Origin of the sequence: Micromonospora sp. NPDC005413, assembly GCF_040606435.1 — a bacterium.
Taxonomy (GTDB): Bacteria; Actinomycetota; Actinomycetes; order Mycobacteriales; family Micromonosporaceae; genus Micromonospora.
The window spans coordinates 63585-90104 of record NZ_JBEXEV010000014.1 but is presented as its reverse complement, the minus strand read 5'-3'; the positions used below and the strand labels follow the sequence as shown (position 1 = coordinate 90104).

The following is a 26520-nucleotide window of genomic DNA, read 5'->3' as shown; positions in this document are numbered from 1 at the left end:
TACGCGCCGACCGTGCGGGGCTCCGGAGGGTGGGCGGAGCGAATGCACTCCACGCACCAGAGGAAATCGAAACATGCGCATCTTGACGAAGTGATGACGCCGTGAGTACCGTCTCACCATCGCTTTTGGAAAGTTTCCTAACAGTTCGGGAGACGCCTCATGAAAAGATCGCTCCGCCGGGCCCTATGGGCCGGTGCCGTGGTCGCCGTGACCGTCGCAGCGGTGCCGGTGACCACCGCCTTCGGCGCCGGCACGGTCACCACCACGTTCACCAAGGCGCAGGACTGGGGGACCGGTCACGAAACGAAGGTGACCGTCACCAACGGATCCAGTGCCACCGTCAACACCTGGCGCATCGAGTTCGACCTGCCTTCGGGCACCACCATCAGCAGCGCCTGGGACGCCGACGTGACCAGCAGCGGCAACCACTACGTCGCGGTCAAGAAGAGCTGGGCCGGTGGGCTCGCCCCCGGTGCCTCGTTCAACTGGGGCTACAACGGCACGGGCGCCTTCAAGGCGCCGCTGAACTGCACCGTCAACGGCGCACCGTGCGGTGGCGGCACCCCGACCACCCCGCCGACCACGACGCCGCCGACCACGGCGCCACCCACCACCGCCCCACCCACCACCGCCCCGCCCACCACGCCACCGCCGACCACCACCCCGCCGAACCCAGGTGGCAAGAAGGTCGTCGGGTACTTCGCCGAGTGGGGCGTCTACGGGCGCAACTACCACGTCAAGAACATCCAGACCAGCGGCTCGGCCGCCAAGCTGACCCACATCCTGTACGCCTTCGGCAACACCACCGGTGGCCGCTGCTCCATCGGTGACAGCTACGCCGACTACGAGAAGGCGTACACGGCTGCGGACAGCGTCGACGGCGTCGCCGACACCTGGGACCAGCCGCTGCGCGGCAGCTTCAACCAGCTGCGCAAGCTCAAGCAGATGAACCCGCACCTCAAGGTCATCTGGTCCTTCGGCGGCTGGACCTGGTCCGGCGGCTTCACCCAGGCCGCGCAGAACCCGGCCGCCTTCGCCGAGAGCTGCTACAACCTCGTCGAGGACCCGCGCTGGGCCGACGTCTTCGACGGCATCGACGTCGACTGGGAGTACCCGAACGCCTGCGGCCTGACCTGTGACAGCAGCGGTCCGAACGCGTTCAAGAACGTGATCAGCGCGCTGCGGTCGAAGTTCGGCTCCAACGCCCTGGTCACCGCCGCGATCACCGCGGACGGCAGCAACGGCGGCAAGATCGACGCCACCGACTACGCCGGTGCCATCGGCAACCTCAACTGGTTGATGCCGATGACGTACGACTACTTCGGCGCGTTCAACGCCCAGGGCCCGACGGCCCCGCACTCGCCGCTCACCTCGTACACCGGCATTCCGCAGCAGGGCTTCAACTCGGACGCCGCGATCCAGAAGCTCAAGAGCAAGGGCGTCCCGGCCAACAAGCTGCTGCTCGGCATCGGCTTCTACGGCCGAGGCTGGACCGGGGTCACCCAGGCCGCACCGGGTGGCAGCGCCACGGGCGCGGCACCGGGCACCTACGAGGCGGGCATCGAGGACTACAAGGTCCTCAAGAACACCTGCCCGGCCACCGGCACGGTCGGCGGAACCGCGTACGCCAAGTGCGGCAGCAACTGGTGGAGCTACGACACCCCGTCGACGATCAACGGCAAGATGACGTACGCGAACAACCAGGGCCTCGGTGGCGCGTTCTTCTGGGAGCTCTCCGGTGACACCAGCAACGGCGAGCTCATTGGCGCCATCAAGGGCGGTCTCGGCTGAGCCGAAGGCCGACGCACCACCCACACGGCGGGGAGGGGCACGCACCGTCCCTCCCCGCCCGTGAGACACCGGCCCGGTCGACGCCCAGCGTCGGCCGGGCCGCCGTCGTTGGGTAGCGGCAGCTTGATGTGGCAGACTCGCGGCTCGGCACGTCTCGATCTCACCGTCGACGGAGGTGGTCATGCGCCCGACCCACCGCAGGCTGGCGGCGACCGCCGCCGGGCTGATGCTGCTGCCGGTCGCCCTGGCCGGTTGCGGGATCGGCCGCGGTGACGAGGAGCCGGCCGCCAAGGCCGAGCGTGCCCCCGCTGAGGAGGCCGCCACCCGCTCCCGTGAGCGCGTACAGGCGTACCTCGACGCGATGACCGCCAAGGACGTCGCCGCCGGCCGTAGCCAGCTCTGCGCTCTGCTGCACGACGGCTTCGACCTGGGTGCCACCGGCCCCAACGGCGACTTCGCCGATCACTTCCAGGTGCCTGAGGCGGCCATCACCGACATCCGGTCCGGTCAGCTGGGGCAGGAGGTCAGCGTCTCGGTCTCGGTCACCGTCGGCAAGCGCACCGTCGCCCGGCCGCTGGTGTTCACCGTCACCCGCGACGGAGGCGACTGGTGCATCGCCGGGGAGGCACCGGGAGGTGCTCCGGCCGCCGGCCCGACCCCGACCGGCGCCGTTCCCTCGCCCGCGTCCTGACCAGCGCCCGACGGGTTGATCTCCCATCTGCCGGAACCGTCCCCCTCGCCGCCCGTGCACCCCGACCGTCGCCGTACGCTTTCTGTCATGCGCCATGAGTGGCATCAGCTGAGCCATCCCGGGGTGGGTAGCCCGGGCCTGCAGACCAGCCGACCGACCGTCGACTCCGCCGAGGACGCCGCGCTCGGCCTGGACCGATGGCGGGAGCTGCCCCGCGAGCAGATCCCGCCGTGGTCCGATCCGGCCGCCGTCGCCGAGGTCTGCAAGGTCCTCGACACCGTGCCGTCGGTCGTCGCGCCCTACGAGGTGGACCAGCTCCGGCAGAAGCTTGCCCTGGTCTGCGAGGGCAAGGCGTTCCTGCTCCAGGGCGGCGACTGCGCCGAGACCTTCGTCGACAACACCGAGAGCCACCTGCTGGCCAACGCCCGCACCCTGCTCCAGATGGCGATCGTGCTCACCTACGGCGCGTCGCTGCCGGTGGTCAAGGTCGCCCGGGTCGCCGGCCAGTACACCAAGCCCCGCTCGCTGCCCACCGACGCGCGCGGCCTGCCCGCCTACCGCGGCGACCTGATCAACTCGCTGGAGGCCGACCCGGCCGCCCGGGTCGCCGACCCGCAGCGCATGATCCGGGCGTACGCCAACTCGGCGGCGGCGATGAACATGCTCCGGGCGTACCTCGCCGGTGGGCTCGCCGACCTGCACGCCGTGCACGACTGGAACAAGGGCTTCGTGAAGAACTCCCCGGCGGGGGAGCGCTACGAGGCGATCGCCCGGGAGATCGACCGGGCGCTGGCCTTCATCCGGGCCTGCGGCATGACCGACGACGAGGCCCTGCGCACCGTCACCCTCTACTGCTCCCACGAGGCGCTCGCCCTGGAGTACGACCGGGCGCTCACCCGGGTCTCCGACCGTCGGGCGTACGGGCTCTCCGGGCACTTCCTCTGGATCGGCGAGCGCACCCGGCAGATCAGCGGTGCGCACATCGACTTCATCTCCCGGATCGCCAACCCGATCGGCGTCAAGCTCGGCCCGACCACCTCCCCGGACGAGGCGATCGAGCTGTGCGAGAAGCTCAACCCGGACAACGTCCCCGGCCGGCTCACCCTGATCAGCCGGATGGGCAACCACCGGGTGCGCGACGCCCTGCCGCCGATCGTGGCGAAGGTCACCGCCGCCGGCGCCAAGGTGGTCTGGCAGTGCGACCCGATGCACGGCAACACGCACGAGTCGTCCAACGGCTACAAGACCCGGCACTTCGACCGCATCGTCGACGAGGTGCTCGGCTACTTCGAGGTGCATCGAGGGCTGGACACCCACCCCGGTGGTCTGCACGTCGAGTTGACCGGCGAGGACGTCACCGAGTGCCTCGGCGGCGCCCAGGGCATTGAGGATCTCGACCTGCCCGACCGGTACGAAACCGCCTGCGACCCGCGACTCAACACTCAGCAGTCGTTGGAGTTGGCCTTCCTCGTAGCGGAAATGCTCCGTGGCTGAGCCTGCGAGCCCCGTGGTCGGCAGCCGAAGGGATGGAAATGCCTGACATGTTCGTGGACCTGCGCTCCGACACGGTGACCCGGCCGACCGCCGGCATGCGGGAGGCGATGGCCACCGCCGAGGTCGGTGACGACGTCTACGGCGAGGACCCGACCGTCAACGCGCTGGAGGCCGAGGTCGCCGCGCTGTTCGGGCACGAGGCGGCGCTGTTCGCCCCGAGCGGGTCGATGGCCAACCAGATCGCCCTGCAACTGCTGGTGTCGCCCGGCGACGAGCTGCTCTGCGACGCCGACGCGCACGTGGTCACGTACGAGATCGGTGCCGCGGCCGCGTACGGCGGGATCTCCTCGCGGACCTGGCCCGCGGTCGGCGCGGACATCGACCCGGAGGTGATCGCCGGGATGATCCGGCCGGACGGCTATTTCGCCGTCCCCACCCGCGCGATCGCCGTCGAGCAGACCCACAATCGCGGCGGCGGCGGGGTGATTCCGCTGGCCACCCTGCGGGAGTTGCGCGGGGTCGCCGACGACGCGGGCGTCGCGCTGCACTGCGACGGCGCCCGGATCTGGCATGCGCATGTCGCCGACGGGGTGCCCTTGATCGAGTACGGGCGGCTCTTCGACACCCTGTCGGTGTGCCTCTCCAAGGGCCTTGGCGCGCCGGTCGGCTCGCTGGTGGTGGGCAGCGCGGAGAAGATCGAACGGGCCCGGATGATCCGCAAGCGGATGGGTGGTGGCATGCGCCAGGCCGGCATCCTCGCCGCCGCCGGTCGGTACGCGCTCGCGCACCACGTCGACCGGCTGGCCGACGACCACGCCAGGGCGGCCCGGCTCGCCGAGGCCGTCGCGCCGTTCGGGGTGCTCGCCACCGTGGTCCGCACCAACCTGGTCGCACTGGACCTCACCAAGCACGCCCTGGACGCACGTGCCCTGGCCGCCGCTGCGCGAGCCGAAGGCGTACTGATCTCGGTGCTCGGCCCCCGTACGGCCCGCCTGGTCACTCACCTGGGTCTCAACGACGCGGACATTGACCGAGCCACCGCAGCCCTCCCACGAATCCTGGCCGCCTAACCCCCCTCCACCCCCCGCCCCCCCGCCCCTCCACCCCCCGCCCCCCGCCCTCGCCGATCTAGGGCGAATCGTCGTGGTTGGAGATCAGCTAGCGACGATTTTCCCTAGATCGACGCGATGAGGGGTCTTGCCACGCACCCTCAGGGGCCGGGTTAGGAGGGTGGGGTTAGGCGGGTGAGGGTGGTGATGTCGGCGGCGTGGCCGACGTGCTTCTCGCTCGGGGTTTCCACGACTATCGGGACACCGGCGGTGGCTGGGTGGGCCATCAGCTCGGCGAAGGCGGGCTCGCCGATGGTGCCCTTGCCGATGTTCTCGTGCCGGTCCCGGGTGGAACCGCACAGATCCTTCGAGTCGTTGGCGTGCACCAGCCGCAACCGGTCCGCACCCACCGTGGCCACCAGCGTGTCCAGGGTCGCCGTCATGCCGCCCTCGGCCGCCAGGTCGTGGCCTGCCGCCCAGGCGTGGCAGGTGTCGAAGCAGACCCCGAGCATGGGGTGCCGGTCCACCGCGTCCAGGTAGGGCCCGAGCTGCTCCACCCGGGAAGCGAGTGACCGGCCGCCGCCCGCGCTCGGCTCGACCAGCAGCATCGGCCCGCCGGTGTCAGCGGCCCAGTCGAGCAGCGGCAGCAACTCCTGGCGGACCTGTCGCATCGCCGCCTCGGCGTGGCCCTCGTCCACCGAACTGCCCGCGTGGAACACCACCGCCCGAGCGCCGATCGCCACACCCCGACGCAGCGCGTGCGCCAGCGTCTGCGCCGACTTCTCGACCGTGGCCGGGGTGGGCGAGCCGAGGTTGACCAGCAGCGAGGCGTGGATGAACGCCGGAATGCCCCGCTCGGCGCAGCCCTCGCGGAACAGGGCGTCCTGCACGGGGTCACCGCTGGGCAGCGCCCAGCCCCGCGAGTTGGAGACGTAGACCTGCACCACCTGGGCACCGGTCGCGTCGGCGTACGGCAGGGCGGCCTTGGCCAGCCCACCGGAGGTGGAGGTGTGCGTGCCGACCGGCCGGGAGCGGGTCACCGGCATCTCAGAGGCACCCGATGGTGACCTGGGTGCCCGGCGGCACCTGCGAATTCTCGCCCGGGATCTGGTAGCGGACCACGGCGTTCGGGTTCACCTGAATCGCCACCGGGAAGCCCTGGCTCTCCAACACCTGCTTGGCCTGCTGGCAGGGCAGGTCGATCACCCGGGGCACGACGACCAGCGGTGGGCCCTTGCTGACATCCAGCTTGACCTGGGTGCCCTTCTCCACGCCGGCACCGTCGGCCGGGCTCTGGCCGAGAATCTCGTCCTTGGGCTTGTCGGAGTCCTTGTAGGTCTCCACCGGCACCAGGTTGAGCTGGGCCAGGGTGGTCCGGGCCTCGGTCAGGTTCTTGCCGACCAGGTTCGGCACCGTCACCGGCGCCCTGCCCCGGCTCAGAATGAGGGTGATCTTCGCACCCGGTTTGACCTCGGCGCCCACCTTGGGGGAGCTGTCCACCACGACCCCGGCCGGAAGGCTGTCGTCGTAACGGGGGGCTCCCCTGGCCACCACCAGCTTCACGTTGACCAGGTCCGCCTCGGCAAGCTCGAACTCCTTGCCGATCACGTCCGGCACGGGGAAGCGCTCCGGGCCGAGGGAGAGGGTCAGGGTGATCGTGCCACCCTTGACGATTTTGGTGGCCGACGCCGGGCTCTGCCCCAGCACGCTGTCCTTCGGGGCCTTCTCGTCGAAGCGCGGCTCACCGTACTTAAGGATGAGCCCAACACGGTCGGCCTGCGCCTGCGCGTCGGCCTTGCTCAGACTCACCAGCTGCGGGGCGGCCGTGTAACGGCCGACGCCGAACCACCAACCCCCGACGGCGGCCACCAGGCCCAGCACCACCACCACGGCCGCGACGGCGAGCCGGCCGTGGGAGTTGCCCAGCACCGTGCTGCGCAGGGCGGCGAGCCGGGCACCCAGGCCATCCGCCGGCTCCGGGGCGGCCCGACGTCGACCCGGCCCCTGGCTGCTGCCACCCTCGGGCAGCCGCGCCCAGGCCGGGCGGTTTGGCGGACGGACCGTGGCGACCATCATGGTCGGCTGGGAGAGTGGCGCGTCGCCACTGATCGGGCGGAGTACGGCGGTATGGCTGTTGGCGTCGCCCAGGCGGTCCCGGGCAACCTGCACCTCGGCCAGCAGTGCGCCGGCGTCGGCGGGCCGCGCGTCGGGATCGCGCCGGGTAGCCCGCTGCACCAGGTCGTCGAGGACCCGCGGCAGGCCGGGCACCAGCGTCGAGGGTGTCGGCACGTCCCGGTCGACGTGCTGCCAGGCGACGTCCACCGGGCGGTCCCCGTCGTACGGCACGCGGCCGGTGAGCATCTCGAACAGCACGATGCCGGCCGAGTAGACGTCGGTGCGCGGATCGGCACGGCCCTCGGTGACCAGCTCCGGGGCGACGTACGCCACGGTGGCCATCAGCTGGTTGCCCTGCTCCTCGTCGGCGCTCGCCTCGACCGCCCGGGCCAGCCCGAAGTCGGCCACCTTGACGACGCTGTCGACCAGGTTGGCGACGCCGCCGGTGGGCGCCTCGGCGACCAGCACGTTTTCCGGTTTGACGTCGCGGTGCACGAGACCGGCCCGGTGCGCGGCGGCGATCGCGGCGAGCATCTGCTCGGCGATGGCCAGCGCCTCGTCCGGATTGAGCCGGCGTCGCTCGGCCAGGACGTCGCGCAGCGTACGGCCGCGGACGTACTCCATCACCAGGTACGGCAGACCGGCGTGAGTGCCCTGGTCGTAGACCGCCACCACGTTCGGGTGGGTCAGCCGGGCGATGGTCTTCGCCTCGTCGGTGAACCGGGCCACGAAGTTGGCGATCCGGGCACGGGCCTCGGGCGCCTGGGTCGGGTGAATGATCTTGACAGCGACGGTGCGCTCAAGGCGTTCGTCGGTAGCGGTGTACACGGTCGCCATGCCACCACGGGCCACGCGACCGCGAATGCGGTAGCGCCCGTCGATCAGCGAGCCCAGCAACGTGTCGGCGACCTGTGTGTCCATCGGCAGGCAGTCTATGTGTCCAGGGGGTGAAGGTTGAACAGGATGCTACAGCCGGACGCTGAACTGGTCCGCCCCACCGCGCTCGCCGACCCTCATCCGCTGGTCAGCGACGGTCAGGAGAGCGGACTCCGATCGACCTTCCGGGGTGCCGGTGGTTCGTCGCGGCGGCGGCGTGGCAGGGTGGTCGGGTGACCGAACCCGTACCCGACCCGGCCGTGCCCGGCCTGGAGCTCGCCGGACCCACCGATCCGGCCGGCTGGCTGACCCTGCCCGACGTCGCCGAGCGCCTCGACGTGTCGATCAGCAAGGTGCACCAGATGATCCGTGACCGGGAGTTGCTGGCGGTCCGCCGCGACGGCATCCGCCGTGTCCCGGCCGACCTGGTTGCCAACCAGGTCGCGCTCAAGCACCTGCCCGGCGTGCTCAACCTGCTCTCCGACAACGGCTACGACGACGAGGCGGCCCTGCGCTGGCTCTACGAGCCGGACGACACCCTCCCCGGCGCCACTCCAGCCGCCGCACTCTCCGGCGACCAGGCCCGCGAGGTAAAGCGCCGGGCCCAGGCACTCGGCTTCTAACCCCGACCCTTCCCCCCGTCGATCATGAAGTTAGCGGCGCGACACGCCGACGCGGACGCCGCTAACTTCATGATCGACGCGCTGTGAGGCGGGGCCGGGGGCGCGGGCCGGGGGCGGGTGTGGGGTGGGGTGGGTTAGTCGGCTCGGCGGGTTGCGGCTATGGCCAGGTCTACCAGGGCTTGACGGGCCTCGGTGTCCAGGTCGACGGCGGTCAGTGCCGCCAGGGCGGCGTCGGTGAGCGTGACGATCCGCTGCTCGGTGCGGGCCAGCGCCCCGCTCGCGGAGATCAGCTCGCGCAGCCGGGCCACCCCCTGCTCGTCCAACTCCGGGTCGCCGAGCCGGCTGAGCAGCAGCTCACGGCCTGCGTCGTCGGTGGCCTCCACGGCCGCCGCCACCAGATAGGTGCGCTTGCCCTCGCGCAGGTCGTCCCCGGCCGGCTTGCCGGTCAACGCCGGGTCACCGAAGACCCCCAGCACGTCGTCGCGGAGCTGGAACGCCTCGCCCAGTGGCAGCCCGTACGCCGAGTAGGCCATCCGCACGTCGGCCGTCGCGTCGGCCAGCGCGGCACCGAGCAGCATCGGACGCTCGACGGTGTACTTCGCGGACTTGTACCGGGCGATCTTGCTGGCCCGTTCCACCGAGGTGTCCCCGGTGACCTGCGTCAGCACGTCGAGGTACTGCCCGACGGTGACCTCGGTGCGCATCTCGTCGAAGACCGGCCGGGCCCGGGCCAACGACGGCAGGTCCAGCCCCGCGGAGTGCAGCAGCTCGTCGGACCAGACCAGGCAGAGGTCGCCGAGCAGGATGGCCGCGGCATCGCCGAAGCCGTCCGGGTCACCGCCCCAGCCGGCCTTCCGGTGCCGCGCGGCGAACCGCCGGTGCACCGCGGGCTCGCCGCGGCGGGTGTCGGAACGGTCCATCAGGTCGTCGTGGATCAGAGCGCTGGCCTGGACGAACTCCAGCGCGGCCAGGGCGGTGATCACCTGGTCGCCGTCCACCCCGCTGGCGCCCCGGAACCCCCAGTACGCGAAGGCTGGACGCAGTCGCTTGCCGCCGCCGAGCACGAACGCCTCGATCGCCTCGGCCACCGGGACCAGGGCATCGTCCACCGCGGCGAGCCGGATCCGCTGGCCGGCCAGGAACTCGGTGAGGGCCTTGTCGACCCGCTCCCGTAGGCCGGCACGGTCGACGGGAGACACAGGAGCAGCGTGGGTCACGCCACGACGCTAGCGGGTGGCCGTGATCAGCGCTCCACCGCCACGCGTAGTCGCGCCGGGCCGCCCGCCGGTGCGGCCCGGGCCGGTTCGCCCGGCCGGTCGCGCGCCGGCCACCGCGGCGCGGCCCGGTCCGGTGGCCCGCGTCGAGCCGGCCCGACGGGTGGCCGCGGCGGCCTCGGCGAGCGCCACCAGCGGCACGTCCAGGACGACGGCGAGCCAGCCGAGCCAGAACCCGCCGGGGACGCGACGCTGTCGTTCCCATCGGGACACCTCGTGCCGGCTCAACGTCGGCACCCCGGCGGCGGCACACAACTCGGCAGCGGCGCGCTGCTGGCTCCAGCCACGGGCCAGCCGGCACCGGGCCAGCAGCGGCCCGAGCTGCGCTGGGCGCGGCGATGCGGTCGGGGTCATGGGTCCTCCCGGCGGGCGTCGGTGCGGTGACGACCCACCCGTCCGACCGGACGGGACCGGCGTCACCGCTCGGTTGCTGACCCCCGCGCGGGCCCGGGACCGCCCCCGCCGCCCCTCCCACGCCACCCATTCCTACCTCGGGGGTACGACGCCTTCCCGCCCGCCGGGCCGGGGCGCGCGGGGCGGCAGGGGCCGCCGAGGTGGGAAGCGCCTGGGTCGTGGCGGCATCGCCCGCTAGAGTCGGGTCGTGGCGCTCGGTCTTCCCTCGGTACTCCCCAACCCGCAGCCGGCGATCGGGGAGCTCATCCGTGAGCGCCAGCCGACCTTCTCGTTCGAGTTCTTCCCGCCCAAGACCGAGGCGGGGGAGCGGCTGCTCTGGCAGGCCATCCGCGAGCTGGAGTCGCTGCGCCCGTCGTTCGTGTCGATCACGTACGGCGCTGGCGGCTCGACCCGGGACACCACCGTGGCGGTGACCGAGCGGATCGCCACCGACACCACCCTGCTGCCGATGGCCCACCTGACCGCGGTCAACCACTCCGTCGCCGAGCTGCGACACGTGATCGGCCGGCTCGCCGGGGTGGGGGTGCGCAACGTGCTGGCCGTCCGCGGCGACCCGCCGGGCAACCCGGGCGGTGAGTGGATCCGCCACCCGGACGGCGTGGACTACGCCGAGGACCTGGTGCGCCTGGTGCGCGACGCCGGTGACTTCAGCGTCGGTGTGGCGGCCTTCCCGTACAAGCACCCCCGCTCGCCCGACGTGGCCAGCGACACCGCGCACTTCGTCCGCAAGTGCCGGGCCGGCGCCGAGTTCGCGGTCACGCAGATGTTCTTCGAGGCCGACGACTACCTGCGGCTGCGTGACCGGGTGGCCGCCGCCGGCTGCGACACCCCGATCCTGGCCGGTGTGATGCCGGTGACCCAGATCGGCACCATCGAGCGGTCCGTGCAGCTGTCCGGGGCGCCCTTCCCGACCGCGCTGGCGGCGCGCTTCGACCGGGTCGCCGACGATCCGGAGGCGGTCCGCCGGCTCGGCGTCGAGCACGCCAGCGAGATGTGCCGCCGGCTGCTGGACGAGGGTGTGCCGGGGATCCACTTCATCACCCTCAACCGGTCCACCGCGACGCGCGAGGTCTGGCAGAACCTGAAGGCCGGCGCGCGGGTGTGAACGCTGAGCTGGCGACACCTGATGCCCAGCACGACGGTTGATCCGTGGTGGGCACACAGCTGAACTGGGATCAGTACGCCACGGCGTGGGCGCGGCTGCACGGCGGGTTCGACCCGCGGGTCGCAGCGCCGGTGGTACGCGCCTGGCTGCGGTTCGCGTACCACGTCGGGTACGTGCTGGGCCGGCTGCGGGTCAGTCCCACCGCGGTCACCGTGGCCGGGGTGCTGCTCTGCTTCTGCGTACCGTTGCTGGTGACCCGGCCTGGCGACGGGCCGTTCCTCGGCGCGTTGTTCGTGCTGCTCGCCGCCGTGGCGGACAGCGTGGACGGTGCGGTGGCGGTCGCCACCAGCCGCACCACCCGGCTCGGCTACGTCTACGACTCGGTCGCCGACCGGCTCGGTGAGGTGGCGTGGTTGCTGGCGTTCTGGCTGATGGGCGCGCCGGGCGCGCTGGTCGTCGCGGGCGGCGCGCTGTCCTGGCTGCACGAGTACGTCCGAGCCCGGGCGGTCGCCGCCGGCATGCGCGACATCGGCGCGGTGACCGTGGGCGAACGCCCCACCCGGGTCTCGGTGGCGCTGGCCGGGTTGCTGGTCGCCGGCCTGGCCGGGCTGATCGAGCCGGACCTGGCCGCCGGCACCATCACCATGGCGACCGCGGTGTGGGTGCTGCTGGCCGGGTTCGGCCTGGGGCAACTGCTCTCCAGCATCCGGCGCGCCCTGCTCGACGCCGAGTGAGCGGCCCGTCCTGCTGAGTGGCCCGTCTTACCAGGCGGGGCCGATCTCATCGGCGACGATCTGCGCGGACAGGGTCACCATCGGCAATCCACCGCCCGGGTGGGTGGAGCCGCCCACCAGCCACAGCCCGCTCGCCGGGCCCCGGTTGGCGGGGCGGAGCAGCCCACCGGCGGTGCCGTAGATCGAGCCACCCGGCGCGCCGGTCGCCGCGTCCAGGTCGGCCGGGGTGCGGACCTCGCGGAACAGCAGCCGGTCGCGTACGTCCACGCCGCGCCGCGCCAGCACGTCCAGGACCCGATCGGCGTACGCGTCGGCCAGCCCCGGGCGTCGCCAGTCGACCGCGCCCGCCGCGGTGCCCTGCCGAGGGGCGTTGACCAGCACGAACCATGCCTCGTGTCCGGCCGGACGGACCATCGGGTCGTCGGCCACGGTGACGAACACCGTCGGGTCCGCCGCCGGGCGGGCCCGTACGCCGCGCCCGGGGTCGCCGAAGATCGCGTCGAACTCCGCGTCGTAGTCGTCGGGGAAGAAGACGTTGTGGTGGGCCAGCCCGGTGCTGCCGGAGACGCCGAGCAGCAGCACGAAGCCGGCGAGGCTGCGGTCGGTCAACCCGGCCAGCCGCCGCGGGTGCGGCAGCAGGTCACGGTAGACGGTGAGCGCGTCCACGTTGGCCACCACCACGTCGGCGGGCACCGGCGCGGTGACGCCGGCGAGGCGTACCCCGTGCACCCGGCCGCCGGTGGCGTCGATCCGGGTCACCGTGGCGTCGGTCCGCACGACCACGCCGAGGTCCAGGCAGCGCGTCAGCAACGCGTCGGCGAGTGTGCCCAACCCGCCGCGCAGATACCAGCCGCCGAAGGTCAACTCGGCGTACGGGACCGCGACCAGCGCCGCCGGTGCCCGGCGGGGGTCGGCGCCGGTGTAGGTGGCGTACCGGTCCAGCAGCATCCGCAGCCGGGGGTCGGACAGGTGTCGGCGGCCCAACCCGCGCAGAGTGCGGCCCGGGGCGATGGCGGCCAGATCGCCGACGCGCCAGGCCAGCGACGCGAGGTCGCGGGGGGAGTCGACGGTACGGCGCAGGATGTCCCGCGAGGAGGCGTTCCACACGCGCGCGGCCCGGTGCCACAGCCGCTGCCAGTCGGCTGCCGCCCGGTCACCGAAGGCGGCGCCGATCCGGGTGGCGAACTCCACCGGGTCGGCGCAGGAGTCCAACGTCGGGCCGCCGCCCGGGAAGACGTGCCGGACGATCGGGTCCAGCGGGACCAGGTCCAGGTATTCGTCGAGCTTCGCCCCGGTCGCCTCGAACAGGTCCTGAAAGACCTCGGGCAGGGTGAGCAGGCTCGGCCCGGTGTCGAAGTGGAACGACCCGGCCGGGGTGTCGTGTGCGTACCGGCCGAGCTTGCCGCCGACCGTGCCGGCCCGCTCGAAGACGGTCACCTGGTGCCCGGTGGCGGCCAGCCGGGCGGCGGTGGCGAGGCCACCCACCCCGGCACCGATGACCACGATCCGCGCCATGCCTCGCCCTCCTAGCTGACCGAGCGGCCCCGCCAGGTCAGGCGGTGTCGCTTCCGCAGATGGTACGACCGCAGGGTCAACCAACCGAGGACCACGACCGACACGGGGTGTGCGAGCGCGTCGGGCCACCACCGGCCCCCGGTCGCCCGTGCGGTGAGCACCCGACCGGCCACGCCGAGCAGGTAGCCGGCCAGGCCCACGGCGGCCACCCCCGGCGCGCCGGCCGCCAGACCCGCCAGCGCGATCAGCGGCGGGGCGGTGTAGAGCAGCAGCAGCGACGCCACCACGGCCGCCGCGGCGCCCGGGTGCCCGAACGACGCCCAGAGCGACTTCGAATACCCGTCGCGCAACTGCGGCCAGTCGTCGTACATCCGGCAGGTGGCCAGCCGGGAGCCGTCAGCCAGGGCGATCCGCCCACCGGACCGCTTGACCGCCCGGGCCAGCTCGACGTCCTCCAGGATCTTGTCGGCGACCGCGACGTGCCCGCCGGCGGTGGTGTAGCCGGCCCGGTCCAGCACCAGGAACTGGCCGCCCGCCGCGGCCAGCGACGGCCGTGGCGAACGCTCCATCGCGCGTAGCGGCAGGAAGGTCAGCCAGAGCCACTGCAGCAGTGGCTGCACCAGCCGGTCGGCCGCCGTCGCCACCACGATCCGGGGGTACGGCGACAGCAGCGTCGCGCGGGCGGCGCGCAGCTCGGTGACGGCCGCGGCCACGGCGTGCGGGGCGAGCACCACGTCGGCGTCGACGAAGACCAGCGCGGTGGCGGCCGGGTCGGCCCGAGTGGCCAGTTGCCAGCAGGCGTGTGGCTTGCCCAGCCAGCCCGGCGGCGGGGCGACCCCGGTGAGCAGCGTGACCCGGGGGTCGTCGCCGGCTATCGCGCGGACCACGTCGGCGGTGCCGTCGGTGGACCCGTCGTCGAGGACCACGATGCGCAGCCCGGGCACGCCGCGCTGGGCGAGCAGGGCGCGCAGGCATCCGGTGACCCGGGTGGCCTCGTCGCGCAGCGGTAGCAGCACGGCGACCGGCTCGTCGACCTCGTCCGGTCGGTCGGTGGGCCGGCGCAGCCAGTGGGCAGCGTTGAGCCAGGTGTGCGCGGTCAACGCGGCGACGGCGATCAGCAGGGCGAGCAGGACGGTCATCGGGTCGCGTCGACGCCGGTGCGGTGCGGTGCGTGGTCCTCCCGGCCGGAGTCACGGCCCCGGCGGGCGCGCAGCAGGGTCACCGCCAGCGGTACGGCGGTCACCGACATGCCGGCCGCGCCCCAGAGTGCCGAGGCGGGCAGGTCCAGGAAGACCGCGTGGGCCAGGATGCTGGAGAAGTACGTCCACAGGTAGAGCGCGATCATCGGGTGATCCCGCTGGTCGGTGTGCCCGGCGGTCGGGCCGGCCAACGGGCGCAGCGCGCTCATCATCAGCACCGCGAAGAGCAGCCAGCCCAGGTAGTTGCTGACCGGAATGCCGGGCAGACCGGGCAGCGCCGGGGTGGCGTTCCGCCAGACCCAGTAGCCCTCGGCCACCATCTGCGGATCGAGGAAGAGGTCCCAGGCGGCCAGCCCCACCGTGGCCAGCGCGATCCGCCGTACCCGCAGCCCGACCGCCGACCCGCCCGTTGCTCCGTCGCCGAGGGCGGTCGCACCACGGGTCAGTCGGACCGCCGCCAGCCAGGCCGGCCAGGCCATCCAGGTCCAGGCCAGCGGAATGATCAGCGGCACTCCGACCAGCTTGGGGCCCAGCTCGCCGGAGTAGTCGTAGCTGCCGAACGGGACACCGGTGGCCACCCCGATCGCCTCGATCGCGAACCCGCCGCCGGTGGCCACCGCGACCAGCGCCGCCGCGACCCGCGGGCCCCGGCTGAGCAGCGCGTGGCCGACCGAGAGCAGCCAACCGAGGACGACGGTGGCCACGGTGAGCCCGGCCCGGGTGGCGCCGGTGGTGAGGGGGTAGCAGATCTGGGCGAGCACGAGGACGGCGAGCAGCGTCCAGGAGATCCGCCGGGTCATGACACCGGTGGCTCGAGCGGCAGGTCCCGACCGAGTACGCCGAACGGTCGCTCGTCGCCGGGGAAGTGGAAGTCGCGCAGCACGTCGACGAAGCCGAACCGCCGGTACAACCGCCAGGCCCGCGAGGTCTGCTCGTCGGCCTCCGGGGTGGACAGCAGCACGGTGTCGCCCTCGGCCATGCCGAGCAGCGCGCGCAGCTGGCCGGTGCCCAGGCCGTGCCCCTGCGCCGGTGGCCGGACGTGCAGCTCGACCACCTCGAAGCAGTGGGTGAGCCAGCGCTTACGGGTCGGGACATCCAGCGCCCGGTGCACCTGGTCGTGCCACCACTGGCCGGAGGCGCCCAGGTAGCCGTATCCGAAGCCGGCGAGATGACCCTCACTGGTCAGGCTGGCGACCGCCCGGAAACCCGGCCGGCGGACGTGGGTGGCGATGTAGCCGCGCCGGGCCTCCAGCAGATCGGTGCGGTATCCCATCGCCTCGCCGTAGACGGCCACCACGTCGTCCAGCCGCCGGACGAGATCGTCCGGCGTCCAGCGCACCAACCTCATGCCCGTCCACCCTTCACCGTTCCCGGATCGCCGTCGGCGACCCACCCGAGCACCATCCGGTCGCCGACCACGTCGCGTACCTCGAATCGGGCGAACAGCTCCTCGGCGTACCAGCCCGCGGTGGGGGTTCGCATGATCGCCGCCCGATGCTCCGGGTGACGGTACGCGAACGCCACCAGGTCCGTCGGGTCGCGCCACACGCTGACCGTGCCCTGCCAACCCAGCGGCGCTTCCCCGACCCCGAACCGGGCCAGCAGCCCGGGCGCGTCGCGCAGCGCGGCGGCCACCGGGGGGACCGCCCGCCAGAAGGTGGCCGCCCGGCGGGCCCGCAGCCGAGCCCGGGTCAGGGCCAGCACCGGGCCGGTGACCCGGCCGCCCGAGGGGTCGCCGAACGGCCGCTGGCCGGACCACTCGCCCCGGCTGGTCAGCGGGCGCAGGTCGATCCGTGCCTGGGCGTGGGCGATGCGTGCCCAGGCGCGCCCGACCGACGAGTCGTCGAAGTCGGCCGCCGCGGCGGGGGAGTCCCAGACGGTCAGCGCCGCCCACCGGGTCAGGTCGGCGTCCCCCGGCCCGAATCCGGTGCCGGTCCCGGTGCCCAGCAGCTTGCCGAACCTGGCGCCCGGGAGGGCGCGCAACCGGCGCGTGTCCATCGCCATCCGGGTCAGCGCCCTGGGCAGCGCGCCACGGGAGGTCCGCCACACGTGCAGCGTGACCAGCTCCGGAACGGTGCTCACGCAACGTCGGCCGGGGTGCCGGCGGTGACTCGCAGCAGTTCTGCGTAGGTGGTGGGGAAGACCGCCTGCGGCACGCCACCCGCGGCCCAGATCTCGGGGTACGCCATCAGCGCCGTGTCCACCAGGGTGCGCAGCGGGTGCGGGTGCCCGAGAGGGGAGACCCCGCCGATCGGCTGCCCGGTGTGCGCCCGGACGAACTCCGGGGTGGCCCGGCGCAGCCGGGTGACCCCGATCGACGCCGCCAGGCGGGCGGTGTCGACCCGGTGCGCGCCGGAGGTGAGCACGAGCAGTGGCGCGTCGTCCGCGTCGAAGATCAGCGAGTTGGCGATCTGGCCGACCTCGACGTCGAGCGCCTCGGCGGCCGCCGAGGCGGTGTGCACCGCGTCGGGAAGCAGGCGGACCGTGCTGGGCTCACCGGCGCCGTCGCGCGCGCCGGTGCCGTCGAGCGCGTCCTGCACCGCCCGTACGTTCGGGTGTGGCTGCATCCGGCCATTCTTCCCGGTCTGCGGTTGCCGGGTTCACCCCGGTGCACCGGGCGGCGCGTCACACGTTGCATTTTCGTCGGAGGGGAGGTGTACTGTCAGCAGCAGTTAGAACGAGTGTTCGATTGCCTCGAACGCCCGTTCCAACCAGCCGGAGCGCGGCGTTTCGCGGCGCCAGTTCCGGCCGGTGCGGCTCCGCGGGCCGCACCTGGGTTTCCGGGCAGTCGCGAGCCTGGTCCCGACAGGCAGGAGCGTCGCCCGCCGCCCACGACCCCCGGGCGGCGGGCGACGAACCCGCCGGTACGCCGGCCGGGTGTGGTGTGGGGAAGCATCCACACCCGGCCGGCCACACCCGGTGCGTCTTCCTCCGCACCACCCGACCTCGGAGTCTCATCGGCGGCACCAGCGCGCCGAGGCGACGCCCCGGCCATGTGGAGGAGACACCCATGCCGACCAATCCGGCTCAGGCACCGACGGTGCCGGCGCACGTGCTGCCGCACCGCACCCCCGCGCAGCTCCTCACGTTGGCCCGGCGTGGGCTGGTCGAGGCCAGCCAGACCCGACCTGACGGCCTGCGCTACGCGGCTGCCCACCTGGCGGCGCTGCGCGCGGCGGCCGCCCTGCTCGCCGCCCGTGCCCGGCCCGCGCCGAGCCGACGCAACCGGATCACCAGCGTCTGGGTCCTCCTCTGCGCCGTCGCTCCGGAGCTCGACGAGTGGGCCCGGTTCTTCGCCGCCGGGGCCAGCAAGCGCGCCGCCGCCGAGGCCGGCATCCCCCGGGTGGTCAGCGCCCGGGAGGCCGACGATCTGCTCCGTGCGGCCGAACAGTTCGTCACGGTGGTGGAGACCGCGCTCGGCGTGGCCCACCAACCGGCCCTGGACGGCCTCGCCGCCTGACCCCGCCGCGCCACCGGCCGCCCTGCGGGGGGAGCCGGACGGCCGGTGGCGCGTGCCGGTCCTGATCTGTTCCACAGCAACGACGGGGGGTTGGTCCAATGGCGGGCCGCATGGTGGTCGGTTCCGCCGCACTGGCCGATCTGGTTCGCCCGGCGAGCGCACCCGACCCGGTCGGGGGCCACCGGGTGCTGCCGGTGGTGCCCGAGCTGACCGGTCTGCTGCCCAACCGCGGCCTGCGCCGGGGCAGCACCATCGCGGTCGCCGCCGGTCAGCCCCGGCGCAGCGGTGGCACCTCGTTGATGCTGGCCCTGCTCGCCGAGGCGTCCCGGGCCGGCTCGTGGTGCGCCGTGGTCGGTGTGCCGACGTTCGGTGCGGGCGCAGCCGCTGAGCTGGGCATCGCCCTGGACCGGTTGGCCCTGGTGCCCAATCCCGGCCCCGAGTGGGCCACCGTGATCGCCGCGCTGATCGACGGGGTGGACGTCGTGGTCACCGCCGTACCGGCCACGGTCTCGACCTCGGTCGCCACCCGGTTGGCCGCCCGGGCCCGGCAGCGCGGCAGCGTGCTCGTCCCGTACGGCCGGTGGGACGGCGCGGACGTGACACTGCAGGTGGTCCGTGGGGTCTGGGAAGGGCTCGGGCAGGGCCGGGGGCGACTGCGCCGCCGGGAGGTCACCGTCTCGGCGCGCGGGCGCGGGGCGGCCGCCCGACCCAAGGAGATCAAGGTCTGGCTCCCGGGTGACGAGCTGACCCGGGTGATCCCCCGGGCGACGCCGTCGACCGTGGGCCGACCGGCCACGCCCCTCGCTCTGGTCGGTAAGGGGTGACCGGCTCGCCGGCACGGACCCTGCTGCTGTGGTGCCCGGACTGGCCGGTGCTCGCCGCCGAGATCGTCGACGGGGTGCCGGCGACCGGCCCGGTCGCCGTGCTGCACGCCAACCGGGTGGTCGCCTGCTCCGAGCGGGCCCGCGCCGAGGGGGTGCGCCGAGGGTTGCGCAAGCGGGAGGCGCAGGGGCGCTGCCCGCAGCTCACCGTCGTGGAGTACGACCCGGGCCGGGACGCCCGGGCGTTCGAGCCGGTGGTCGCCGCGGTGGAGGAGTTGGTGGCCGGCGTCGAGGTGGTCCGTCCGGGCGCCTGCGCGGTGGCCGCCCGGGGGCCGAGCCGTTACCTCGGCGGCGAGGAGGCGGCCGCCGAGCGGATCATCGAGCACGTCGCCCAGTCGTGCCTGGTGGAGAGTCAGGTCGGCATCGCCGACGGGGTGTTCGCGGCCGGGTTGGCCGCTCGAGCCGGCCGGGTGGTGGCACCGGGCGGGACACCGGAGTTCCTGGCCGGGTTGCCGGTCGAGGCGCTTGGCCGGTCGGCGCTGGCCGACCTGCTGCGCCGGCTGGGGGTGCGTACCCTCGGCGACTTCGCCGCGTTGCCGGCGGGCGACGTGCTGGCCCGGTTCGGGTTCGACGGTGCGCTGGCCCATCGGCTGGCCGCCGGGCGGGACCACCGCCCACTCGCCGTCCGGCAGCCGCCGGCCGACCTGACGGTGACCACGGAGCACGACGAGCCGATCGACCGGGTCGACGCGGCGGCGTTCGTGGCCCGGGCGCTGGCTGAGCAACTGCACGAGCGGCTGGCCGGGCACGGGCTGGCCTGCACCCGGCTCGGCATCGAGGCGGTCACCGAGCACGGGCAGGAGCTGCACCGGGTGTGGCGGCACGATGGCCTGCTCACCGCCGCGGCCATCGCCGACCGGGTGCGCTGGCAGCTCGACGGCTGGCTCTCCGGCAGCAACGGCCGCGCTGGCGCCCGACCGGCCCGACCGACGGCCGGCATCATCCGGCTGCGACTGATCCCGGACGGGGTGATCGCCCAGGCCGGTCTGCAAGCCGGCCTCTGGGGGGAGACCGGCGAGGAGCGGGAACGGGCGCACCGGGCGTTGAGCCGTGTGCAGGGCATCCTCGGGCCGGAAGCGGTGGTCACCGCGGTGCTCGGCGGTGGGCGCTCCCCGGCTGACCAGGTGCGACTGGTGCCGTGGGGCGACGAACGCCTCCCCGCCCGTCCCGGTGCTCCGCCGTGGCCCGGTCGGCTCCCGGCGCCCGCACCGGCGGTGGTGCTGCCCAGCCCGCTCGCGGCCACGGTGCACGACGCCGCTGGCGAGCCGGTGGTGATCAGCGCCCGGTTGGCGGTGAGCGCGCCACCGGCCCGGCTGGTGGTCGGCACCGGCCGACCGGCGGAGATCGTGGGCTGGGCCGGCCCGTGGCCGGTGGACGAGCGCTGGTGGGCGTCGGCCGAGGCCCGCCGCCGGGCCCGGTTCCAGGTCGGCCTCGCCGATGGCACCGCTCTGCTGCTCGCCGTCGAGGCCGGGCAGTGGCTGGTGGAGGCGATCTATGACTGAGTTGGTCCTGTCCCGCCCGGGGCGGTCGGTCCGCTCCATGCCGGAGGCGGATGCCCCGGCGAGCGATATGCCTGTCAGGCATATTCATGACTCTCAGGTATATCGCTCACCGACCCTCTCACCGGCCGAGCCAACCATCGGGATCCGGCCACCCGTGGGGGCGGCTCGATGAGCTTTCACAACCCGAAGATGCCCTGGTCGGAGCTGGAGCAGGTGCTCTCCGGCTCCGGCAGGTCCGGCGGCTCCGGCAGGTCGGGCGGGTCCGGCGGCGGGCGGTCGCGCGAGGAGCGGCACCTGCACGTGGTGGACCCGCTCGCCGTGGACGCCGACGGTGGCGACTCCCCGGCCTGGAGCCGTAAGCGCCAGCACTACGAGGCGCCGGAGCTGACCCGCCCCGACGGTGTGGTGCCCTACGCGGAGCTGCACGCGCACACCAACTTCAGCTTCCTCGACGGCGCCAGCCACCCCGAGGAGCTGGCCGAGGAGGCGGCCCGGCTGGGGCTCACCGCGCTCGCCGTCACCGACCACGACGGCTTCTACGGGGTGGTCCGCTTCGCTGAGGCGGCTCGTACGCTGGGCCTGCCGACCATCTTCGGCGCGGAGCTCTCCCTCGGGCTGCCCGGCCCGCAGAACGGCGAACCCGATCCGCACGGCGCGCACCTGCTGGTGCTCGCGCACGGCCATGAGGGGTACGCCCGGCTGGCCACCACCATCGCTCGCGCCCAGCTGCGCGGCGGGGAGAAGGGCCGCCCGGTCTACGGGGAGCTGGAGGAGGTCGCCGAGGAACTGCGTGACCATGTGCTGGTGCTGACCGGCTGCCGCAAGGGGCACGTGCCGGCGGCGCTGCTCACCGAGGGCGTGGACGCGGCGGCCCGCGAGCTGGACCGGCTGACCACGCTCTTCGGCGCGGAGACGGTGGCGGTGGAGCTGACCGACCATGGTCACCCTGTCGACGCCGACCGCAACGACGCGCTCGCCGAGTTGGCCGCCGCAGCCGGGCTGCCGACGGTGGCCAGCAACAACGTGCACTACGCCAGCCCTGGCCGGCGTCGGCTGGCCACCACTGTCGCCGCCGTCCGGGCCCGACGCAGCCTGGACGAGATCGACGGCTGGCTGCCCGCGGCGGCCACCGCCCACCTGCGCAGCGGCGCGGAGATGGCGGCCCGGTTCGCCGCGTACCCGGGTGCGGTGGCTCGGGCCGCGGAGTTCGGCGCCGAGCTGGCCTTCGACCTCCAGCTGGTCGCGCCGCAGCTGCCGGCGTACCCGGTGCCGCCGGGGCACACGGAGATGAGCTGGTTGCGAAAGCTGACCGCCGACGGGGCACGCGAGCGCTACGGGCCGCCGCAGGCGCACCCGGCGGCGTACGCGCAACTCGACCACGAGCTGAACATGATCGAGGAGCTGGGCTTCCCCGGTTACTTCCTGGTGGTCTACGACATCGTGACGTTCTGCCGTGACCAGGACATCTACTGCCAGGGCCGGGGCTCGGCGGCCAACTCGGCGGTCTGCTACGCCCTGCGGATCACCAACGTGGACGCCGTCCGGCACCGGTTGCTCTTCGAGCGGTTCCTCGCCCCGGAGCGGGACGGCCCACCGGACATCGACGTCGACATCGAATCCGACCGCCGGGAGGAGGTGATCCAGCACGTCTACACCCGCTACGGCCGGGAGCACGCCGCTCAGGTCGCCAACGTCATCTCCTACCGGCCCCGGTCCGCGGTGCGGGACGTGGCCAAGGCATTCGGCTACTCACCGGGGCAGCAGGACGCCTGGAGCAAGCAGATCGACCGGTGGGGCTCGGTCGCCACGGTCGACGTCGAGAACATCCCCGAGCAGGTGGTGGAGTACGCCAACGAGTTGCAGACGTTCCCGCGGCACCTGGGCATCCACTCCGGCGGCATGGTGATCTGCGACCGGCCGGTGATCGAGGTCTGCCCGGTGGAGTGGGGGCGGATGCCCGGGCGCAGCGTGCTCCAGTGGGACAAGGACGACTGTGCCGCGGTGGGCCTGGTCAAGTTCGACCTGCTCGGCCTCGGCATGCTCTCCGCCCTGCACTACGGCTACGACATGATCGGGTCCAGGCTCGACCTGGGTGACATGACCCTGGACGACCCGGAGGTCTACGACATGCTCTGCCGGGCCGACTCGGTCGGGGTGTTCCAGGTGGAGAGCCGCGCCCAGATGGCCACCCTGCCCCGGCTCAAGCCCCGCGAGTTCTACGACCTGGTGGTCGAGGTGGCGCTGATCCGGCCCGGCCCGATCCAGGGCGGTTCGGTGCACCCGTTCATCCGGCGTAAGAACGGCCAGGAGCCGGTGACCTTCGCGCACCCGCTGATGCGCAACGCCCTGGAGAAGACCCTGGGCGTGCCTCTGTTCCAGGAGCAGCTGATGCAGCTCGCCATCGACCTGGCCGGCTTCGACGCGGCCGAGGCTGACCAACTACGCCGGGCGATGGGCGCCAAACGGTCGGTCGAGCGGATGACCCGCATCGCCGATCGGCTCTACGCCGGGATGGCCGAGCGGGGCATCGCCGGTGAGCTGGCCGACGACGTCTACCGCAAGCTCACCGCGTTCGCCAGCTACGGCTTCCCGGAGAGCCACGCGATGAGCTTCGCCTACCTGGTCTACGCCAGCTCCTGGCTCAAGCGCTACCACCCGGCGCCGTTCCTGGCCGCGCTGCTCAACGCCCAGCCGATGGGTTTCTACTCCCCGCAGACGCTGGTCGACGACGCCCGTCGGCACGGGGTGGAGGTCCGCCGTCCGGACATCAACGCCAGCGGGGCGAAGGCGGTGCTGGAGTCCACCCCGGACACGCGGTGGGGCAGTGGGCCGGGGGAGCCACCGCACGCCTGGGGGCTGGGCGGCCCGGCCGTCCGACTCGGCCTGTCCAGCGTACGGACCCTCGGCGCCGACGTGGCCGAGCGGATCGAGGCCGAACGGGCCACCGGTGGGCCGTACCGTGACATGCCTGATCTGGCCCGGCGGGTCGGTCTCACCGCCGCGCAGCTGGAGGCGCTGGCCACCGCGGACGCCTTCGCCTGTTTCGGGCTGACCCGGCGGCAGGCGTTGTGGGCCGCCGGCGCGGCTGCCCAGGACCGGCCGGGCCGGCTGCCCGGCACGGTGACCGGCGCGGCGGCGCCCACGCTGCCCGGGATGGAGGCGGTGGATCGGCTGGTCGCCGACGTGTGGGCCACCGGGCTGTCACCGGAGAGCCATCCGGCCCAGTTCATCCGGGGTCAGCTCGACGTGCTGGGCGCGGTGCCGATCGCCCGGCTCGGCCGGGTGGAGCCGGGGCAACGGATCCGGGTCGGCGGCATCGTCACCCATCGGCAACGCCCGGCGACCGCGGGCGGGGTCACCTTCCTCAACCTGGAGGACGAGACCGGGATGCTCAACGTCACCTGCTCGCCGGGGCTGTGGCAGCGCTACCGGCGGGTGGCCCGGACCAGCGCCGCGCTGGTGGTCCGGGGGCGCCTGGAGCGGCACGAGGGGGTGACCAACCTGGTCGCCGACCGACTGGACGCCATCGAGCCACCGGTCAGTCCCGCTTCCCGTGACTTCCGCTGACAGAGTGATCCACATTACGGTTTCCTGCGCCGTTGAGCGGGAGACTCCTCCCGAGCGGGCAGAGCGGCCCGTGATCCATGAGGGGGAATGACAGTGACGGGGAATCACGCGTACACCGGTGGAATCGCCAATGCCCGGCGGACCCGGCTGGGTGCCGGTTGGGTGCCATCGCACCTCGCCGACCCCCGCGAGTACGAGGTGACCAACGGTCCGGTGGCCAATGAGCGCCGGTCCCGGGCGGAGGACGAGGTCGAGGGCACCGAGTCCTGACCACTAGGCTCGACCAGGTGGAGCAGACCCGAGGCCGGTTCGCCGGGCCGCCGCTGACACCCCGCACCGCCGTGATCTGGTCGGTGCTCCGCGCCGAGCTGGACCGGCGTGGCGACGCCGAGCTCACCGTGCTGGACGTGGGTGGCGGCACCGGCGGTTTCGCCGTCCCGCTGGCCCGCGCCGGCCATCGGGTCACCGTGGTCGACGCCAGCCCCGACGCGCTGGCCGCACTCACCCGCCGGGCCGCCGAGGCCGGGGTGGCCGACCGGATCGCCGCAGTCCAGGGCGACGGCGACGCGTTGGCCGGGCTGGTCGAGCCGGCCGGCATCGACCTGGTGCTCTGCCACGCCGTGCTGGAGGTGGTCGACGATCCGACGCCGGTGGTGGCCGCGCTGGCCACCGCGCTGCGTCCCGGCGGTGCGGCCAGTGTTCTGGTGGCCGGACGGGCCGCCGCCGTGCTGGGCCGCGCGATGAACGGGCACCTGGACGTCGCGGCCGCGCTGGCCGCCGATCCGGCTGGCACCGCCGGGCCACGGGACACTTTGCGCCGGCGCTACGACGCCCCCGGCGCCGCCGCGCTGCTCGGCGCCGCCGGGCTGGTGGTCGAGGAGATCCACGGGGTACGCGTGCTGGCCGACCTGCTGCCGGCCGCGGTCGCCGATGGGCAGTCCGCCGCCCTCGTCGAGCTGGAACGTGCGCTGGCCGCCCAAACGCCGTACCGGGACCTGGCCGCCCAACTGCACCTGTTCGCCCGCCGGCCGGCATGATCGCCGAGTCGGGTGGTGCGCCGGCGCCGCTGGAGGTCCTCGGCCCGGACCACGGCGGCGGCCGTCTCGCCGACGTGCTGCCCAGCGCGCTCGCCGTGCTGGGCGTGCCCGGCGCGGCCGACCCCCTCGGGCTCGTCCCCGCGTTGGCCGGGGTACGCCGGATCGCTGTGCTGCTGGTCGACGGGCTTGGCTGGTACCAGCTGCCGACCGCCGCGCCGTACGCGCCGACCCTCGCCGGGCTGGCGGCGACGGTGGCCCGGCCGCTCATCGCCGGTTTCCCGTCCACCACCCCCACCAGTCTGGTGTCGCTGGGCACCGGAGTCGCGCCGGGCGCGCACGGGGTGCTCGGCTTCACCGTGCGGGTGCCCGGCACCGATCGGGTGCTCACCCACACCGACTGGGCCGCCGACCCGTCGCCACTGTGCTGGCAGCCGGTGCCCACCCAGCTGGAGCGGGCCCGCGCCGCCGGCGTGACGGTGACCGTGGTGAGCCGGCCGGAGTTCGGTGGCAGCGGGTTGACCCTGGCCGCCAACCGGGGCGGTGACTTCCGGGGCGCCGCCGGTGGGGACGCGGTGGCCGCCACCATGCTGGCCGCGCTGGCCGCCGGCTCCGGGCCCACCCTGGTCTCCGGCTACCACGCCGACCTGGACCGGCACGGCCACCTCAGCGGCGTCGACTCGGCGCCCTGGCGGATCGCCGCCACCGAGGTGGACACCCTGCTCGCCCGGTTGGTCGACGGGCTGCCGCCGGACGCGGCGCTGCTGGTGACCGCCGACCACGGCCAGCTCGACATTCCCGCCGCGCACCGCTTCGACCTGGACACCGATCCGCGACTGCGCGCCGGTGTGCGGCTGGTGGCCGGTGAGGCCCGGGTCCGCTACCTGCACGTCGAGCCGGGCGCGGTCGACGACGTGAGGGCCGCCTGGTCCGAGGTGCTGGGCGCCGCGGCGCGCGTACACACCCGTGACGAGGTGGTGGCCACCGGTTGGTTCGGGCCGGTGCCCGAGGAGCACCTGGATCGGATCGGCGACGTGGTGGTGACCTGCAACGACACGTACGCGGTCATGGCCAGTCGCACCGAACGACCGATGGCGTCGCGACTGGTGGCGTACCACGGGTCGGACACCGCCGCGGAGCTGACCGTGCCGCTGCTGGTCGTGCGCGGCTGACCGGCGCACGGTCCGGCCCGCCGA

Annotated in this window: 25 protein-coding genes; 15 read left to right on the top strand and 10 right to left on the bottom strand. The window is 73.5% G+C overall.

All coding sequences use genetic code 11. The features are described from left to right. The first annotated feature begins 159 nt into the window (after positions 1-159). From ABZS37_RS17505 to ABZS37_RS17490, 4 genes are all read left to right on the top strand, one after another. Complete coding sequence (locus tag ABZS37_RS17505) at positions 160-1791, top strand: glycosyl hydrolase family 18 protein (protein ID WP_355170080.1); 1632 nt, start codon at positions 160-162, stop codon at positions 1789-1791. A gap of 181 nt (positions 1792-1972) precedes the next feature. Next, positions 1973-2482, top strand: coding sequence for a hypothetical protein (locus ABZS37_RS17500; RefSeq protein ID WP_355170078.1), 510 nt, complete (start codon positions 1973-1975; stop codon positions 2480-2482). A gap of 87 nt (positions 2483-2569) precedes the next feature. After that, positions 2570-3976 (top strand): class II 3-deoxy-7-phosphoheptulonate synthase, encoded by a 1407-nt coding sequence (locus ABZS37_RS17495; protein WP_355170076.1) that lies wholly within the window; start codon positions 2570-2572, stop codon positions 3974-3976. Positions 3977-4014: 38 nt separating this feature from the next. Then, entirely contained in the window at positions 4015-5046 is a 1032-nt protein-coding gene (locus tag ABZS37_RS17490; protein WP_355170074.1) for a GntG family PLP-dependent aldolase, read from the top strand. Between the two features lie 152 nt (positions 5047-5198). Here ABZS37_RS17490 and ABZS37_RS17485 read toward each other — a convergent pair whose 3' ends face one another. Then, a complete protein-coding gene (locus ABZS37_RS17485; protein WP_355170072.1) occupies positions 5199-6071 on the bottom strand; it encodes a deoxyribonuclease IV in 873 nt (290 codons plus the stop codon). Between the two features lies 1 nt (position 6072). Next, positions 6073-8061, bottom strand: coding sequence for a Stk1 family PASTA domain-containing Ser/Thr kinase (pknB, locus tag ABZS37_RS17480; protein ID WP_355170070.1), 1989 nt, complete (start codon positions 8059-8061; stop codon positions 6073-6075). Between the two features lie 42 nt (positions 8062-8103). Between pknB and ABZS37_RS17475 the strand changes: the two genes are divergently transcribed. Together ABZS37_RS17475 and ABZS37_RS17470 are read left to right on the top strand one after the other, a co-directional pair. Further along, complete coding sequence (locus tag ABZS37_RS17475) at positions 8104-8253, top strand: hypothetical protein (RefSeq protein ID WP_355170068.1); 150 nt, start codon at positions 8104-8106, stop codon at positions 8251-8253. Beyond that, positions 8250-8639 (top strand): Rv2175c family DNA-binding protein, encoded by a 390-nt coding sequence (locus tag ABZS37_RS17470; protein WP_354994885.1) that lies wholly within the window; start codon positions 8250-8252, stop codon positions 8637-8639. The genes ABZS37_RS17475 and ABZS37_RS17470 overlap by 4 nt, the downstream gene beginning before the upstream one ends. 134 nt (positions 8640-8773) lie before the next feature. Here ABZS37_RS17470 and ABZS37_RS17465 read toward each other — a convergent pair whose 3' ends face one another. Both ABZS37_RS17465 and ABZS37_RS17460 read right to left on the bottom strand, forming a co-directional pair. Next, positions 8774-9856, bottom strand: a complete 1083-nt coding sequence (locus tag ABZS37_RS17465; protein ID WP_355170066.1) for a polyprenyl synthetase family protein — start codon at positions 9854-9856, stop codon at positions 8774-8776. 9 nt (positions 9857-9865) lie between these two features. Beyond that, positions 9866-10267: a helix-turn-helix domain-containing protein gene (locus ABZS37_RS17460; RefSeq protein WP_355170064.1), complete on the bottom strand. Its 402-nt coding sequence runs from the start codon at positions 10265-10267 to the stop codon at positions 9866-9868. 247 nt (positions 10268-10514) lie between these two features. Between ABZS37_RS17460 and metF the strand changes: the two genes are divergently transcribed. Continuing rightward, positions 10515-11432, top strand: a complete 918-nt coding sequence (gene metF, locus ABZS37_RS17455) for a methylenetetrahydrofolate reductase [NAD(P)H] (protein ID WP_355170062.1) — start codon at positions 10515-10517, stop codon at positions 11430-11432. A gap of 44 nt (positions 11433-11476) precedes the next feature. Continuing rightward, positions 11477-12166: a CDP-alcohol phosphatidyltransferase family protein gene (locus tag ABZS37_RS17450; RefSeq protein WP_355170060.1), complete on the top strand. Its 690-nt coding sequence runs from the start codon at positions 11477-11479 to the stop codon at positions 12164-12166. A gap of 27 nt (positions 12167-12193) precedes the next feature. Here the strand turns inward: ABZS37_RS17450 and crtI are convergent, their stop codons facing one another. Genes crtI through ABZS37_RS17420 form a run of 6 tightly spaced genes read right to left on the bottom strand, consistent with a single transcriptional unit; the run spans position 12194 to position 17447 of the window. Beyond that, on the bottom strand, positions 12194-13681 hold the full coding sequence (crtI, locus tag ABZS37_RS17445; protein WP_355170059.1) for a phytoene desaturase family protein: 1488 nt from the start codon (positions 13679-13681) through the stop codon (positions 12194-12196). An 11-nt stretch (positions 13682-13692) separates the two neighbouring features. Continuing rightward, on the bottom strand, positions 13693-14820 hold the full coding sequence (locus tag ABZS37_RS17440) for a glycosyltransferase family 2 protein (RefSeq protein ID WP_355170058.1): 1128 nt from the start codon (positions 14818-14820) through the stop codon (positions 13693-13695). After that, positions 14817-15680 (bottom strand): carotenoid biosynthesis protein, encoded by an 864-nt coding sequence (locus ABZS37_RS17435; RefSeq protein ID WP_355170056.1) that lies wholly within the window; start codon positions 15678-15680, stop codon positions 14817-14819. The genes ABZS37_RS17440 and ABZS37_RS17435 overlap by 4 nt, the downstream gene beginning before the upstream one ends. Continuing rightward, on the bottom strand, positions 15677-16228 hold the full coding sequence (locus ABZS37_RS17430; protein WP_355170054.1) for a GNAT family N-acetyltransferase: 552 nt from the start codon (positions 16226-16228) through the stop codon (positions 15677-15679). Before ABZS37_RS17430 ends, ABZS37_RS17435 begins: the two co-directional genes overlap by 4 nt. Continuing rightward, positions 16225-16962, bottom strand: coding sequence for a monooxygenase (locus ABZS37_RS17425; RefSeq protein ID WP_355170052.1), 738 nt, complete (start codon positions 16960-16962; stop codon positions 16225-16227). Before ABZS37_RS17425 ends, ABZS37_RS17430 begins: the two co-directional genes overlap by 4 nt. After that, positions 16959-17447 (bottom strand): YbaK/EbsC family protein, encoded by a 489-nt coding sequence (locus ABZS37_RS17420; RefSeq protein WP_355170050.1) that lies wholly within the window; start codon positions 17445-17447, stop codon positions 16959-16961. Before ABZS37_RS17420 ends, ABZS37_RS17425 begins: the two co-directional genes overlap by 4 nt. Before the next feature lie 443 nt (positions 17448-17890). Here ABZS37_RS17420 and ABZS37_RS17415 point away from each other — a divergent pair, with 443 nt between their 5' ends. The 7 genes from ABZS37_RS17415 (at position 17891) to ABZS37_RS17385 (ending at position 26496) form a co-directional block, all read left to right on the top strand. Next, positions 17891-18340 carry an SAV_6107 family HEPN domain-containing protein gene (locus tag ABZS37_RS17415; RefSeq protein WP_354994874.1) on the top strand — a complete coding sequence of 150 codons (450 nt, stop codon included), beginning with the start codon at positions 17891-17893 and terminating at the stop codon, positions 18338-18340. Between the two features lie 98 nt (positions 18341-18438). After that, entirely contained in the window at positions 18439-19164 is a 726-nt protein-coding gene (locus ABZS37_RS17410; protein WP_355170048.1) for a hypothetical protein, read from the top strand. Then, positions 19161-20723, top strand: coding sequence for a DNA polymerase Y family protein (locus ABZS37_RS17405; RefSeq protein WP_355170046.1), 1563 nt, complete (start codon positions 19161-19163; stop codon positions 20721-20723). The genes ABZS37_RS17410 and ABZS37_RS17405 overlap by 4 nt, the downstream gene beginning before the upstream one ends. Positions 20724-20891: 168 nt before the next feature. Beyond that, positions 20892-24290 (top strand): error-prone DNA polymerase, encoded by a 3399-nt coding sequence (locus ABZS37_RS17400; RefSeq protein WP_355170044.1) that lies wholly within the window; start codon positions 20892-20894, stop codon positions 24288-24290. A gap of 93 nt (positions 24291-24383) precedes the next feature. Beyond that, positions 24384-24560, top strand: a complete 177-nt coding sequence (locus ABZS37_RS17395; protein WP_167454721.1) for a hypothetical protein — start codon at positions 24384-24386, stop codon at positions 24558-24560. Then, on the top strand, positions 24557-25327 hold the full coding sequence (locus tag ABZS37_RS17390; protein WP_355170135.1) for a methyltransferase domain-containing protein: 771 nt from the start codon (positions 24557-24559) through the stop codon (positions 25325-25327). Before ABZS37_RS17395 ends, ABZS37_RS17390 begins: the two co-directional genes overlap by 4 nt. Then, positions 25324-26496 (top strand): nucleotide pyrophosphatase/phosphodiesterase family protein, encoded by a 1173-nt coding sequence (locus tag ABZS37_RS17385; protein ID WP_355170042.1) that lies wholly within the window; start codon positions 25324-25326, stop codon positions 26494-26496. Before ABZS37_RS17390 ends, ABZS37_RS17385 begins: the two co-directional genes overlap by 4 nt. Positions 26497-26520: the final 24 nt, after the last annotated feature.

What these genes read in the sequence shown, in the direction of transcription:
- ABZS37_RS17435 (WP_355170056.1), bottom strand. Translation starts at nt 15,680, where the DNA reads ATGACCCGGCGGATCTCCTGGACGCTGCTCGCCGTCCTCGTGCTCGCC.
- ABZS37_RS17460 (WP_355170064.1), bottom strand. Translation starts at nt 10,267, where the DNA reads ATGACCCCGACCGCATCGCCGCGCCCAGCGCAGCTCGGGCCGCTGCTG.
- crtI (WP_355170059.1), bottom strand. Translation starts at nt 13,681, where the DNA reads ATGGCGCGGATCGTGGTCATCGGTGCCGGGGTGGGTGGCCTCGCCACC.
- ABZS37_RS17385 (WP_355170042.1), top strand. Translation starts at nt 25,324, where the DNA reads ATGATCGCCGAGTCGGGTGGTGCGCCGGCGCCGCTGGAGGTCCTCGGC.
- ABZS37_RS17490 (WP_355170074.1), top strand. Translation starts at nt 4,015, where the DNA reads ATGCCTGACATGTTCGTGGACCTGCGCTCCGACACGGTGACCCGGCCG.
- ABZS37_RS17485 (WP_355170072.1), bottom strand. Translation starts at nt 6,071, where the DNA reads ATGCCGGTGACCCGCTCCCGGCCGGTCGGCACGCACACCTCCACCTCC.
- ABZS37_RS17440 (WP_355170058.1), bottom strand. Translation starts at nt 14,820, where the DNA reads ATGACCGTCCTGCTCGCCCTGCTGATCGCCGTCGCCGCGTTGACCGCG.
- ABZS37_RS17495 (WP_355170076.1), top strand. Translation starts at nt 2,570, where the DNA reads ATGCGCCATGAGTGGCATCAGCTGAGCCATCCCGGGGTGGGTAGCCCG.
- ABZS37_RS17415 (WP_354994874.1), top strand. Translation starts at nt 17,891, where the DNA reads ATGCCGACCAATCCGGCTCAGGCACCGACGGTGCCGGCGCACGTGCTG.
- pknB (WP_355170070.1), bottom strand. Translation starts at nt 8,061, where the DNA reads ATGGACACACAGGTCGCCGACACGTTGCTGGGCTCGCTGATCGACGGG.
- ABZS37_RS17475 (WP_355170068.1), top strand. Translation starts at nt 8,104, where the DNA reads ATGCTACAGCCGGACGCTGAACTGGTCCGCCCCACCGCGCTCGCCGAC.
- ABZS37_RS17420 (WP_355170050.1), bottom strand. Translation starts at nt 17,447, where the DNA reads ATGCAGCCACACCCGAACGTACGGGCGGTGCAGGACGCGCTCGACGGC.
- ABZS37_RS17410 (WP_355170048.1), top strand. Translation starts at nt 18,439, where the DNA reads ATGGCGGGCCGCATGGTGGTCGGTTCCGCCGCACTGGCCGATCTGGTT.
- ABZS37_RS17500 (WP_355170078.1), top strand. Translation starts at nt 1,973, where the DNA reads ATGCGCCCGACCCACCGCAGGCTGGCGGCGACCGCCGCCGGGCTGATG.
- ABZS37_RS17430 (WP_355170054.1), bottom strand. Translation starts at nt 16,228, where the DNA reads ATGAGGTTGGTGCGCTGGACGCCGGACGATCTCGTCCGGCGGCTGGAC.
- ABZS37_RS17505 (WP_355170080.1), top strand. Translation starts at nt 160, where the DNA reads ATGAAAAGATCGCTCCGCCGGGCCCTATGGGCCGGTGCCGTGGTCGCC.
- ABZS37_RS17400 (WP_355170044.1), top strand. Translation starts at nt 20,892, where the DNA reads ATGAGCTTTCACAACCCGAAGATGCCCTGGTCGGAGCTGGAGCAGGTG.